10 protein-coding genes, 1 tRNA gene and 1 pseudogene are annotated in these 12,378 nt (G+C 66.3%); 7 read left to right on the forward strand and 5 right to left on the reverse strand.

Annotated features, from left to right (window positions below):
- The first annotated feature begins 25 nt into the window (after nucleotides 1-25).
- The 5 genes and pseudogenes from CH291_RS27410 (at nucleotide 26) to CH291_RS12845 (ending at nucleotide 3,335) form a co-directional block, all read left to right on the forward strand.
- Nucleotides 26-64 (forward strand): annotated as a pseudogene (locus CH291_RS27410) (hypothetical protein).
- Complete coding sequence (locus CH291_RS12830) at nucleotides 61-1,197, forward strand: DNA polymerase III subunit delta' (protein WP_373454862.1); 1,137 nt, start codon at nucleotides 61-63, stop codon at nucleotides 1,195-1,197. Before CH291_RS27410 ends, CH291_RS12830 begins: the two are co-directional and overlap by 4 nt.
- An 85-nt stretch (nucleotides 1,198-1,282) precedes the next feature.
- Nucleotides 1,283-1,358 (forward strand) — tRNA-Thr (locus CH291_RS12835).
- A 102-nt stretch (nucleotides 1,359-1,460) separates the two neighbouring features.
- Nucleotides 1,461-2,504 (forward strand): zinc-binding dehydrogenase, encoded by a 1,044-nt coding sequence (locus CH291_RS12840; protein ID WP_218829030.1) that lies wholly within the window; start codon nucleotides 1,461-1,463, stop codon nucleotides 2,502-2,504.
- Nucleotides 2,505-2,525: 21 nt separating this feature from the next.
- Nucleotides 2,526-3,335 carry an esterase/lipase family protein gene (locus CH291_RS12845; RefSeq protein ID WP_094687653.1) on the forward strand — a complete coding sequence of 270 codons (810 nt, stop codon included), beginning with the start codon at nucleotides 2,526-2,528 and terminating at the stop codon, nucleotides 3,333-3,335.
- Here the strand turns inward: CH291_RS12845 and CH291_RS12850 are convergent.
- From CH291_RS12850 to CH291_RS12865, 4 genes are read right to left on the reverse strand one after another with little or no spacing between them, the layout of a single operon-like run.
- Nucleotides 3,325-4,137, reverse strand: coding sequence for an ABC transporter permease (locus tag CH291_RS12850; protein ID WP_068054172.1), 813 nt, complete (start codon nucleotides 4,135-4,137; stop codon nucleotides 3,325-3,327). The genes CH291_RS12845 and CH291_RS12850 overlap by 11 nt on opposite strands.
- Nucleotides 4,134-5,096 carry an ABC transporter ATP-binding protein gene (locus CH291_RS12855; protein ID WP_068054177.1) on the reverse strand — a complete coding sequence of 321 codons (963 nt, stop codon included), beginning with the start codon at nucleotides 5,094-5,096 and terminating at the stop codon, nucleotides 4,134-4,136. Before CH291_RS12855 ends, CH291_RS12850 begins: the two co-directional genes overlap by 4 nt.
- A complete protein-coding gene (locus tag CH291_RS12860) occupies nucleotides 5,093-6,220 on the reverse strand; it encodes a LolA family protein (protein ID WP_082899004.1) in 1,128 nt (375 codons plus the stop codon). Before CH291_RS12860 ends, CH291_RS12855 begins: the two co-directional genes overlap by 4 nt.
- A 22-nt stretch (nucleotides 6,221-6,242) precedes the next feature.
- Nucleotides 6,243-7,340: a DNA alkylation repair protein gene (locus CH291_RS12865; RefSeq protein WP_094687654.1), complete on the reverse strand. Its 1,098-nt coding sequence runs from the start codon at nucleotides 7,338-7,340 to the stop codon at nucleotides 6,243-6,245.
- Between the two features lie 313 nt (nucleotides 7,341-7,653).
- Between CH291_RS12865 and CH291_RS12870 the strand changes: the two genes are divergently transcribed.
- On the forward strand, nucleotides 7,654-10,179 hold the full coding sequence (locus CH291_RS12870) for a putative bifunctional diguanylate cyclase/phosphodiesterase (RefSeq protein ID WP_094687655.1): 2,526 nt from the start codon (nucleotides 7,654-7,656) through the stop codon (nucleotides 10,177-10,179).
- Nucleotides 10,180-10,226: 47 nt separating this feature from the next.
- Nucleotides 10,227-11,318 carry a spore photoproduct lyase family protein gene (locus CH291_RS12875; protein WP_094669095.1) on the forward strand — a complete coding sequence of 364 codons (1,092 nt, stop codon included), beginning with the start codon at nucleotides 10,227-10,229 and terminating at the stop codon, nucleotides 11,316-11,318.
- A 52-nt stretch (nucleotides 11,319-11,370) separates the two neighbouring features.
- Here CH291_RS12875 and CH291_RS12880 read toward each other — a convergent pair whose 3' ends face one another.
- Nucleotides 11,371-12,321, reverse strand: a complete 951-nt coding sequence (locus CH291_RS12880; RefSeq protein ID WP_094687656.1) for a manganese catalase family protein — start codon at nucleotides 12,319-12,321, stop codon at nucleotides 11,371-11,373.
- Between the last annotated feature and the right edge of the window lie 57 nt (nucleotides 12,322-12,378).

Consider the following 12,378-nt stretch of genomic DNA (forward strand, 5'->3'; position numbering starts at 1 on the left):
GTTGCGTGCATGGCGGGTGTGTTCGATCGATTGGTCGGTCAGGAAGATGTCGAGGCCGATCTGACGGCCGCTGCGGTGGCCGCTCGCACCGGCGTCGACTCGTCGGCGATGACGCATTCGTGGCTGTTCACCGGTCCACCGGGATCCGGCCGTTCCATCGCTGCCCTGTGCTTCGCTGCGGCTTTGCAGTGCACCACCGAGGGCACTCCCGGGTGCGGGCACTGCCAGGCCTGCTCGACGACCATGGCCGGTACCCACGGCGATGTGCGACGCGTCGTGCCCGAGGGATTGAGCATCAGCACCAAGGAGATGCGCGACATCGTCTCCATCGCCTCGCGTCGACCCAGCACTGGCCTGTGGCAGGTGGTGGTCGTCGAGGACGCCGACCGGCTCACCGAGGGTGCCGGAAATGTGCTGCTCAAGGTCGTCGAGGAGCCGCCGGCCAAGACGGTGTTCCTTCTGTGTGCGCCGTCGGTCGATCCGCAGGACATCTCGGTGACTCTGCGCTCGCGGTGCCGGCACGTCTCGCTGGTGACACCCACGGTGCCGGCGATCGCCCAGGTCCTGCAGACCCGCGACAAGCTCGACGCCGAGACGGCAGAGTGGGCCGCGTCGATCAGTGGCGGCCACGTGGGCAGAGCGCGCCGTCTCGCCACCGACGAGGACGCCCGGGCGCGTCGTAAACGTGCACTGGCGCTGGCGTCGGCTGCAGCCCGGCCCAATCAGGCGTACCTCGCGGCCGAGGAGCTGGTGAAGGCCGCTGAGGACGAGGCCAAGGAAATGAGTGCCTCCCGCGACGAGGCCGAGACCGAGGAGTTGCGGACGGCTCTCGGTGCAGGCGGTACCGGCAAGGGTGCGGCGGGTGCGCTGCGTGGCTCGGCCGGAGTGCTCAAGGACCTCGAGAAGCGGCAGAAGTCGCGTGCCACCAGAACCGGTCGTGACTCACTCGATCGCGCGCTGATGGATCTGGTGGGCCTGTATCGAGATGCGCTCGCTCGCTCGTACGGATCGACCGCCACGGCAACCCATCCCGACATGGCCGAGCAGGTCGAGCGAATGGCAAAAGCCGTCTCGCCCGAGGCGCTGCTGAAGAGTATCGAGGCAATCCTCGAATGCCGAGAGTCGTTGGCAGTCAATGCAAAACCCAAGTTCGCGATCTATGCGATGGTGGCGACGCTGGGCGACGTGCTGCGTTAGGGGCCGAGCCCGCCTCGCCGCTCGAGGGAGGGCGATTTTCGTTTCGACGTGATGCTCCGTTAGACTCACCAACGCCGAAAGGCACGCCGCCTTAGCTCAGTCGGTAGAGCATTTCACTCGTAATGAAAAGGTCAAGAGTTCGATTCTCTTAGGCGGCTCCACCAGCAGGCCCTCGATACGCACCAGCGCGTCGGGGGCCTTTTTGGTTGTCGATCCAGCGCTGCATCGGCCTGTTCGTGACATCGGTCCTGCAAGATGACTTCATGCGAACCGATAGCACCCGCGGTGATCTGATGACAGCCATCGTCACCACCGGCAACGGTGGGTACGACAACCTCGTCGTGTCCGAGGTGCCGATACCCGTGCCGGGCCCCGGGGAGGTGCTCGTTCGAGTGTTGGCCGCGGGGATGAACAACACCGAAATCAACACACGCGTGGGCTGGTACGCGGACGGCGGGTGGAACGACGCGACGCCTTTTCCGCTGATTCAGGGCACGGACTGCTGCGGTCTCTTGTGTGCGAGTCCGGGGACGGACGAATCCATCGTCGGCCGCCGTGTCCTGGTTCGATCGTGCATGCGCGTCGACGGCTTCTCGTCGGGCGAGACGCGGTGGTTGGGTTCGGACATGGACGGCGCGTTCGCGCAGTTCGTCGTCGTTCCGGCGAGCGAGATCTTTCCGGTCGACTGTGGGTGGACCGATGCGGAGTTGGCGACGATTCCGTGTGCCTACGGCACGGCGGAGAACATGATCGCTCGCGCGGGGGTGCATCGAGGGTCGACAGTGCTCATCACCGGCGCGTCGGGCGGAGTCGGTTCTGCCGCAGTGCAACTCGCCGCTCGGCGCGGTGCCCGCGTGATCGGCGTCGCGAGCCGGGCCAAGCACGACCAGCTTCGCGAACTCGGCGTCCACGAGGTCTACGGGCGCGATGTCGACGTGGTGGACGCCCTCGGCAAGCACAGCGTCGATGTGGTGATCGACAACGTCGCAGGCGACGGTTTCGGTCCGTTGCTCGACGTCCTCGTTCGTGGGGGAACATACGTGTCCTCGGGTGCGATCGCAGGACCCATCGTCGCGTTGGATCTACGGACGATGTACCTGAACGACCTGACGCTCCTCGGCTGTACAGCGTGGGACGAGGACGTGTTTCCGAACCTCGTGTCGTACATCGAGGCCGGTGAGATTCGTCCTTTGTTGGCCGAGTCGTTTCCGCTCGAGCAGATCGCCGCCGCGCAGCAGCGCTTCCTGGAAAGGGACCACGTGGGGAAGTTCGTGCTCGTTCCTCCGGTGGTCCGCGATCAGGCGTGATCTCCAGGCACACTGGACAGAGTGTTCGCCTCCCTCGCCCCGGCTCGCCGTCGTCTCGTGTTCGTCTTACTCGCCCTCGTATTGGTCGCGGTCGTCGCGGCTGTGGCGGCCTTCGTGGCATCACGCCCCGCGAGCGACCCCGTCGCCAGCGTCGACCAGTCCGTGCCCGGCCCAGTGCTGCTGATCCCCGGGTTCGGCGGATCCACCGACTCGCTGGACGTGCTCGCGGCCGAACTACGGGAGGACGGTCGCGACGCCACAGTGGTGGCCCTGCCCGACGGTGGCGTCGGCGATCTGACCGTGCAGGCGCAGACCCTGCGCGACGCCGTCGACGCGGCTCTGGCTCGGACGGGAGCGAGCTCGGTCGACGTCGTCGGGTATTCCGCCGGCGGGGTGGTGGCGCGGCTCTGGGCCGCCGACCTGGGCGGTGCCGAGCAGGCCCGACGCATCGTCACTCTCGGCTCCCCGCACCACGGCACTCAGGTGGCGGCGCTGGCGGCCCAGTTCGTGCCCGACCAGTGCGCCACCGCTTGTCAGCAGCTCGCCCCGGACAGTTCCGTGTTCGCCGCCCTGAACTCCGGGGACGAGACCCCGGATGGGCCGCAGTGGGTGTCGATCTGGACCGAGTTGGATCAGGTGGTGACCCCGCCGACGTCGGCCGAACTCGACGGGGCGGTCAACATCCCCGTTCAGAGCGTGTGCGCGGACTCGACCGTCGATCACGGGAACCTGCCGCGCGATCCTCTGGTCGGTGCGATGGTCTCTGCCCAGTTGGACGGCGACTCCACCACCGAGCTCGGCGCAGCTGATTGCAGCCGTCTCAGCTCGTGATGTCCTTGGTGGTGAAGTTCGCCCACGCCGCGCCGAGAAGAACGACGACGTAGACGCCCTGCACACCGACGCCGCGCATCAGGTCCCGCGTCGGCACCGGGTCGCGGAACAGGTCGACGAAAGCCAACCAGTATCGCGTCGGCAGGTACGGCGCGATGGCGTCGGCGGCGTCCAGCGTCAGCAGCAGCGAGCTCGCGATGAGGAACGCCAACGCGCCCAATGTCGCGGCGAGCGGGGAGTCGGTCAGGGTCGAGAGGAACAGGCCCATGGCGGCGACTCCGAGCATGGACATGGTCACGTAGAGCACGGCGATGACGGTGCGCGTGGCGACCTGTTCGTCGGTCAGCACTGTGCCGGACACGCTGGAGACGCCCCCCAGGGTCGTGACGTCGAACAGCGTCGTGCCGACGAAGTATGCGATGACGGCCACGACGACGACGGCCAGCAGCACGAAGGCGGCAACCGAGACCAGCTTCGCCACCAGTAGTTTGGTTCGTCCCACCGGGCGGGCGAGCAGGTAGCGCAGCGTGCCGGCCTGGGCCTCCCCGGCGACGGCATCGCCTGCGATCACCGACACGGCGACGGGCAGGAACAGCGGGAGCACGATGGCGAGAGCTGCGAGCGGAAACAGCTGGCCGTTGGTGGTCACCGCAGAGAGGAAGGCGGGGCCTTCGCCGGGACGCGGACCGACGTCGGTGAGGGCGAGGAGGCCCGCGACGATGGTCGGCAGCAGATTGAGCAGAAGGATGACGACCCAGGTGCGGGGTCGGCTCAGCATTGCGCGCAGTTCGACGCCGATCATGCGGTCACCTCGGTCCGGACGGCGCTGTCTCGAAGTGCGCCGGGGGCGTCGACTCTGTCGGAACTGGCCCCGGTGACAGCAAGCACGGACTGTTCGAGGCTCATCCGCTGCTCGCTCAGCTCACTCACCCGGACACCTCCCTCGACGAGGAGCCGGTTCAGCTCGGCTGGGTCCCGGTGCTCGACGACGAGTTGCTGACCCACACGTTCGAGCACCGTGGCCCCCTCGACGCCGGAGAGCACGGAGACCGCGTGAGCGGGATCGGCGGTGCGCACCGACACCCGGCCGGTGGACCGCTGCATCGAGGACAGCTGGTCCTGTAGGACGAGTCGACCTCGGTCGAGCACTCCCACTCGGTCGCACAGTTGTTCCACCTCGGCCAGCAGATGGCTGGAGAGGAACACCGTGGTGCCCTGAGAGTGCAAGCCCAGCAGCAACTCTCGAATCTCGAGGATTCCCTGTGGGTCGAGTCCGTTGGTCGGCTCGTCGAGGATCAGCAGTTCGGGGGTACGCATCAGCGCCGCCGCCAGCCCGAGACGCTGCCGCATGCCGAGCGAGTACTGCTTGACCGGTCTGCGTCCCACTCCGGCGAGGCCCACCTGCTCGAGGGCTTCACCGACCCTGGTTTTCCGGGTCCGCCGGGACCCACCCGGACCGGCCGCGTCGAGCAGCGTGAGGTTTCTGCGTCCGGACAGGTTGGGGTAGGCGGCGGGGTTCTCGATCAGCGCCCCCACCCGTGGCAGCACGCTTCGGCGTCGCCGGGGCATCTCCTCGCCGAGCACCTGTATCTGCCCGGAGGTCGCCAGCACCAGGCCGAGCAGCATCCGCACGGTCGTCGTCTTGCCGGAGCCGTTTGCGCCCACGAAGCCGTAGATGTCGCCGGCGCGCACGTCGAGGTCGACACCGTCGACTGCCCGCACCGATCCGTAGCTCTTGGTCAGGCCGGTCGTGCGGATCATGTGGCTGCTCCTCCGAGCTGTTGGGCGGCGGTCGTCAGGGTTTCCGCGGTGACGGTGCCGGACAGCAGATAGCGACGCCGGTCGTCGGTGGGTCCGGTGACGAGGACGTTGAGTGGACCGAGCGACACCGCGACGCTGTCGTCGGTGACGATTGCCCCGGGGGCGGACTGCAACTGTTCGACGAGTCCGCCCGCGGCGCGTCGCGGCAGGGGAACGGCGAACAGTTCGGTCACGCCGCGGCCGTAGATTCCCACCGAACCCTGGCCTTCGCGGGGGCGCAGATCGAGGCCGGACAGGGTCGACGGCAGGCCTGAGGTGTCGAGCCGGTCGGCGAACGAGGCGATGTCGCCACCGTCCTGCTGCTGCACGTCGGTACCGGGCGGGGGAACGAAACGGACGGTGTCGGCATCGGGAATCTCGGAGGAGAAGTCGAGGAACGCGGTGCTGACGACCGGACGGGTGGCCCCGGCTCCCAGCACGTCGACCTGCAGCGGGAGCCCGCTGTCGGGGTCGACCCAGACGTCGACTCCGGTGACGGTGCTCTGCGGCTGGCTGGGGACGAGCCTCAGGCCAGGGGCGTCGCGACCGGCGATCCGGCGTGCCGGAAGCCGGGTGACCTCATCCGCGGTCGCCTCGCTCAGCAACCGCCGGCCCAGCTCCGGGGGGAGCAGGTCGGCCTCGCGTGGCAGGCGCAGGCTCGGTTCGGGGACCGGGGTCACCACGGCCGTGTTCTGCTCGTAGTCCCATCTCCACAGCCGCGTCGGGCTCCGGTAGAGACCGCGCTCACCGGCCAGACGCACGGTGTCGACGCGCCAGCTGTCCGGGGCGCGATACCAGGCACGCAGAGAGGTGGTGTCGCCGAGCAGATCCGGCAGGCCGCCGAGCCCCTCGGTCACCGGAATGATGACACCGCCGACCGCCTGGGCGTAGCCCGAGTACGGCGTCTCGGTGGAGGACTTGACCTGTTCGAGCAGTTCGGTCGCGCCGATGTCGGACGGGTCGACGGGCAAGCGCGAGATCACCGAGGGAGTTGCGACGAGCACGGCGATGCCGAGCACCACCGCCAGCCACCGCCACTTCTTGCGCACCTCTTCGACCGTACGGACGTACCCGAGGTGCTGCATGTGAGCTGCACGACGCTCGCCGCTAGCCCCCGAGCGAGAACTCCGCGCGACCGTAACTCACACCGTTGATCTGGAGCTCGATGGAGTGTGGGCCGGGGTAGTACTTCCGTGTGGTCAGCGGCTTGAACGAATGCTGCCGCCGCACATCGATGCTGTCGCCGGGCGTGATCGTTCTCGTCGTCAGCTTGAACGTCTTCCCCGTCACCCCACCGTTGGCTTTGGTGTGATGCACGATGTAGTCGATCGCAACCTTGGCCGGTTCGGTGCCGACGTTGCGGATCGAGGCCGTGAACTCCACTTCTCCGCCCATGGGCAGCTCCGTGACGTCGAGGGTGGGGCCGTCCACATCGAGGTCGGCCGGAGCGAACCCGAGCAGCTCGAGCGCGTCCCGGTTTCCCTTCTTGATCACCGTCCGAAGTGCATGTCGCACAAGCTTTTCGGTGTGTGCGTCCGGGCTGTCGAGCCACCGGGTGGTGGTCCCGACGACCAAGTCCGGGACGTCTCGGCTGACATCGTTGAGATGGTTCGCGACAGAACGTCGAACGTAATCACTGTCGTCTCGGTAGAGCCGGTCCAGGATCGGCACCGTGACGCCCGGGCGCGCGAGTATTTCGGGGACGCGCACCGACCACGGAAGATACGGGCGGGTGCCCTCAGACGCCAGACGCCGCACATGCTCGTCCGAGGATGTCGTCCAGTCCGACGCGATTGCGAGCGACCGATCCAGGTCGGCTCGAAGAAACGAGCGGATGGCGAATTCCGAGCTGAGTCGGCCGGTGAGCTCGGCGAGCAAGGCCATTCCGTCGTCGAATGCGCTCGAGGTGTTCTCCTCGACGGCCTTCGATGCGACAGCGCTCGTGACCGGCCAGATCGACCAGCCCTGGAAGTCGGGATCGGTGGCGGCACGTCGGATGATGCGGGCGAACTCCGTGTAGGTGCCGGGCAGTGCCGAGAGCAGGCCGTCACGCAACAGATCTGCGCGGGCTCGAAGCGCGAGTGGACCCAGCCGATCGATCGATCCTTCGAGTACCGACAGGTCTGCGCCCGGAGCGGCGGTGCGCATGGTCCGAAACAGCGTGCCGGCCGCGTCCGGGCCGAGGAGTTCGTCGGCGAAAGGCATGAGAGCTTCTTACCCGACGACTCGGCTCCACGGGGTCGGCGGGGTTCGACGCTGTGTCGAGGGCTGCGCGGGAGGGTGAAATCACCAGGCCGACACCTATTTTTCGGGCTGCGCCAATGGCGGCTGTGGTAATCGGAGTGGGATAACCTTCGTCGAATATCAAAGTGCTGAGCGGCTGGTCGACTCGGATTTTCCGGCCGGACCGGTCTTTCTGCGCGGTGGGCTACAACCCTGGGGGTCGCGTCATGCCCGTCGTCTGTGTCGAGTGGAACCAGAGCCACTGTTGTCGGACTCGATTCGGTGAGCACGCACTGTGAGCGGCTGGGTGTGGGTGGTGGTCCTCAACGGGATCACCGCTGCCGCGTATCTGGGGATCGTGCTGTTCATCGTCCGTGGGCTGATGCGGACCGGACAGCTGCGCAACAACAGGTTGGCGGTGGCCACAGCAGCGATCTTCCTGACCTGCGCCGCGCATCACCTGGTGCACGCGGTGCACTTGTGGACAGGATTCGACGGCCACGCCTCGCATCTCGCTGCAGGTTCAGGCGGGGGGATGCTCGACGCGATGCGGGAGTCGATGGGCGGCACCCTCGACGTCGCGGTAACGGCATCGACGGCACTTGCCGGTGTGATCTATCTGGGGATGCGTCGCTTCTACGGTCCGTTGCTCCGCTCGCCTTCGATGTTCGACGATGCGAGCGAGGCTCGATACCGGCAGCTGGCAGCCAACCTGCCGCACACGTCCGTTCTGGTCGTGGACTGCGATCTACGATTCGTCCTCGTCGAGGGTGCCGGTCTGGTGGCCGAGGGCTACGACCCGCGGCGGATGGAGGGGCAGCTGCTCCGAGACACGGTGTCGCCGGAAGCCTTCGCGATGCTCGAGCCGCATTACCTGGCGGCCGTGGCGGGTGAGGAGATTTCGTTCGATACCGTCAGCCCCCGAACGGGCGCAATCTTTCAGGTCGAAGCGAGGCCGTTGCGGGATGATTCGGGCCGGATAGTCGGTGCCATGGTGCTCTCCGAGGACGTCTCCGCCGAGCGGGCGGCGCGAGCCGAACTCGAGCAGGCCCGGGCCTTTCGTGACGCGGTGTTGACTGCTTCACCGGACATCACGACCGTCACCGCCGTCGATACCGGCCGGGTGACGTGGGCTTCTCGCAGCCTGCGGTCGCTACTGACCGGACCGACTTCGGATGGAGCGGTCGAGGACGGTCGGGTGCCGTGGCTCGGACTCGGTCGGTCCGACGACTCCACTGACGGCGAGGATCGATTGGACGGGGTGGTGGAACAAGATGTCGAGGTCGTCCGAGCGGCGGACCGAACCGCGGCATCGCTTCCGGAGGGCGAGAGCGTCAGTATCCGGTATCGGGTACTCGCGGCCGACGGCTCGCTGCGGTGGTTGTCTCGACGCACCACGCCCTTTCGACGTGGGCCGTCGGGTGAGGTGTCGGAGGTCCTCTCGGTGGTGCGGGAAGTGACCGACGTCGTCGAGGCAGAACTCGCGCTCGAGCGAGCGGCCCTGCAGGATCCGCTGACCGGGCTGCCCAATCGGATGCTGCTGCTCGACCGTATCGGCTCGGCGATCGCACGCGGTGAGAGCACGGGAGCCGCTGCTGCGGTGCTGTTCTGCGATCTCGACGGATTCAAACGAGTGAACGACACCGGCGGGCATGCTGCCGGTGATGCGGTTCTCGTCGAGGTTGCGCGACGGCTGCGGTCGGTGCTGCGAGCCAACGATTCGATTGCCCGTGTCGGCGGTGACGAGTTCGTCCTCGTCGTCGATGCGTTGCCGGCCGAGCGCGGTGCCGACAAGCGTGCCGGTGCCGGGTTGGCGGAACGCGTCGCCGAGCGCATCCGAGCGGTTCTCGCCGCGCCGATCGTGTATCAGGGCAGCCAGTACGTGGTGTCGGCCAGCGTGGGCATGGTGTTGGTTCGCAAGGGTGCCAGCGCGCAGGAGGTACTGCGGGACGCGGATTCCGCGATGTACCGGGCCAAGCAACTCGGTAAGGACCGGATCGAATTGTTCGACGACGCGCTGCGCGCGAACGCCCTCGAGCGTGCTTACATCGAGCGGACCTTGCGGAGTGCCCTCGATCCCGAACACCGCGGAGCTGCGAGGCTGAACGTCGTCTATCAGCCGGTCTACGACCTGGACAGCAGAGCGCTCACGAGCTTCGAGGCACTCGCGCGCTTGCGTGACGACGAGGGCGCAGGAATTACGCCGGACCGATTCATCCCGGTGGCCGAGGACACCGGTCTGATCTCCGAGCTCGGGGAGCGTGTGCTGGACGACGCACTGGGCACTCTGGTGCGATGGCGCGCGGCGAACCCGCTCGATTCGGACTCGGGTGTCCCCGTCACGATTGCCGTCAATCTCAGTGCCCGGCAGGCTCAACACGTGGACATGGCTGCTGTGGTGAGCGCGGCTCTGGGACGGCACCGAATGGCTCCGGCGGACCTGATTCTCGAACTCACCGAGTCGGTGCTGCTCGAGTCCGGCTCCTCGATGCTGCGTCAGCTCGGCGAACTGCGTGAGTTGGGTGTCGGCATCGCCATCGACGACTTCGGCACCGGATTCGCGAGCTTGCGTTATCTGGCCACACTGCCGGTGAGTGCAGTGAAGATCGATCGGTCGTTCACCGCCACGATGACCAGCGACGAGACGAGCAGCAGCATCGTTCGGGCGATCATCAACCTTGCCCGAGATCTACATCTGGGGTGCGTGGTCGAAGGCATCGAAACCCCCGACCAGCTCGACGCCTTGCCGAGTTTCGTTCAAGGACAGGGCTATCTGTTGGGTAGGCCCGCCGAGGTACCGTCGAACACCTGGATCTCGTAACCCCGAAACGGGAAGGATCCACCGTGTGCGGGCGTTGACTCCAGATAATGGACGACACCCTCTCTGCACCCACTCGACTCTGGACGCCGTCGCGCGTCCTGATCACGCGGTCTGCATCGGAGCTTCCCCACACTGCGGAGATAGTTCGACGGTGCGAAGCGGCCGGTGTGACCGAGATCGACGTGCTGCCCGGTGACCGCCTGACGGGTCTACGGGGCGAGACCGAGCGAGAGACCTACGCGCGAGCCAAGACGACGATGGCCGTGGTGGTCGCACCACCGAGTGTGCTGAAACCACAACCGATTCCGCCGAGCGCCGACTGGCGTATCGATCTGGCGAAGGGATGCCCGGCCCACTGTCAGTACTGCTATCTGGCGGGGTCGTTGTCCGGGCCGCCGATCACGAGGGTGTTCGCCAACATCGACGACGTACTGTCCGGCATCGGTACCCACGCAGGCCGCGGCACGATCACCTCCGGCACCGAGGAACGTGGGCACGAGGGAACCACCTTCGAGTTGTCCTGCTATACGGATCCGTTGGGTATCGAGCATGTGACCGGATCCCTCGCCGAGGCCGTTCGTCGAGTGGGCGCGGGGGATTACGGCGATGACGTGTCGTTGCGCTTCACGACCAAATTCGACGACGTCACCGAGTTGGTGACGTTGGACCACCGACGCCGTACCCGAGTTCGCTTGTCGGTCAATGCCGATGACATCGCGCATCGGTTCGAGGGCGGAACTGCGCGGATGCCTGCTCGAATCGAGGCGCTACGGCAGCTTGCGCTGGCCGGATATCGAGTGGGGCTCACCATCGCTCCGATCATGCCCATCCCGGGGTGGCGAGAGCAGTACGGCCGACTTCTCTCGAATGTCGCCGAGGCGTTGGGTGACGTTCCCGATCTGGACCTGACTGCCGAGATCATCACTCATCGGTTCACGCCGTCGAGCAAGGACGTGCTGTTGAGCTGGTACCCGGGGACGAAGCTCGAGATGGACGAAAGTGCCCGCACAGCAAAGAGAAACAAGTTCGGTGGCGTGAAGTACGTCTACCCGAAGGACACGATGTCGGAAATGCGGACGTGGTTCGTGGAAGAACTCGAATCAGTCCTACCCGAAGCGCAGCTGCTGTACTGGACGTGACGAAGCCCGACCTCCGTCGTGCGATGGAGGTCGGGCTACAAAAGTATCGGAGTTACTTCATCTTTCCGAACGTGGCGTCGATATCTGCCATCTCCATCTCGGCCGTCTGCTGAATGAGCTCCATGAGGTCGGTGTCGAGTCCGGGCGCGAACTCCTCGAGTCGCTCGGGTGAGATCTTCATCGGAGCGCCGGCGGGGGCCTGCCCACTGGCATCGAGGTCGGTGCCGTCCTTGGACGGCGACATGCCCTGGTAAATGCGTCCGGCCTCGGACGCCCCGGTGAGGTCGAAGCTGTACTGCTTGCTCTGCAGGCCGAGTTCGACCAATTTCTGGACCTCCGGGAACTTCTCGGCGTTGGTCTTCGGAATCGGCAGCGTCTTCTTCCACTCGACGCCGAGGGTTTCGAGGGCCTTCGCGTAGCCGTTCTCGTGCGCCTGGTCGCGCACGATCAGGTACGAAATAGTCGATCGCGCAGCCTTGTTGGCGGTCATCTCGTACATCCGGCATTTCTGGAGGCGGCCGGTCGACTCGAGCATCAGGTTGTACATGAGGTCGAGAACCAGATTGCCGGAGTTGTAGACGTAGCTACCGCTCCACGGGTTGCCGACGGAGTCGACCGGCAGTGCGCCCTGTGCTCCGACGAGGTAGTGGTGGATATTGCCCTGTGACAGAGCGAGATTCAACGGAGTGGCTCCGCCCGCACCGGGCGTGTCCAGCGGGTCTTCCAGCTTGCCCTGGTACTGCGGCGAGCCGTCCAGCAACCGTGAGATGGTGGTGCCGATGAGCTCGACGTGACTGATCTCCTCGGTGCCGATTCCCTGGATCAGATCGCGGTACGGCTTGGCCGCAGCCCCACGAAAGTTCATGGCCTGGAACAGATACTGCATCATCGTGCGCATCTCGCCGAACTGTCCACCGAGGCCCTCCTGAAGGGCGTTCGCGGCGGCCGGATCGGGCTCGTCGGTGGCAATGTCGTGAATGAGTGACTGAACGTGCAGGTACATGGAAACCTCCGAATGGCGACCAGCAAAGTTTGCTGCCCTCACCCAGTGGTTGCCCGC

The organism is Rhodococcus sp. 14-1411-2a (genome assembly GCF_002259485.1).
Lineage (GTDB): Bacteria > Actinomycetota > Actinomycetes > Mycobacteriales > Mycobacteriaceae > Rhodococcoides.

What these genes read in the sequence shown, in the direction of transcription:
- CH291_RS12865 (WP_094687654.1), bottom strand. Translation starts at nt 7,340, where the DNA reads ATGCCTTTCGCCGACGAACTCCTCGGCCCGGACGCGGCCGGCACGCTG.
- CH291_RS12855 (WP_068054177.1), bottom strand. Translation starts at nt 5,096, where the DNA reads ATGATCCGCACGACCGGCCTGACCAAGAGCTACGGATCGGTGCGGGCA.
- CH291_RS12840 (WP_218829030.1), top strand. Translation starts at nt 1,461, where the DNA reads ATGCGAACCGATAGCACCCGCGGTGATCTGATGACAGCCATCGTCACC.
- CH291_RS12850 (WP_068054172.1), bottom strand. Translation starts at nt 4,137, where the DNA reads ATGATCGGCGTCGAACTGCGCGCAATGCTGAGCCGACCCCGCACCTGG.
- CH291_RS12875 (WP_094669095.1), top strand. Translation starts at nt 10,227, where the DNA reads ATGGACGACACCCTCTCTGCACCCACTCGACTCTGGACGCCGTCGCGC.
- CH291_RS12860 (WP_082899004.1), bottom strand. Translation starts at nt 6,220, where the DNA reads ATGCAGCACCTCGGGTACGTCCGTACGGTCGAAGAGGTGCGCAAGAAG.
- CH291_RS12880 (WP_094687656.1), bottom strand. Translation starts at nt 12,321, where the DNA reads ATGTACCTGCACGTTCAGTCACTCATTCACGACATTGCCACCGACGAG.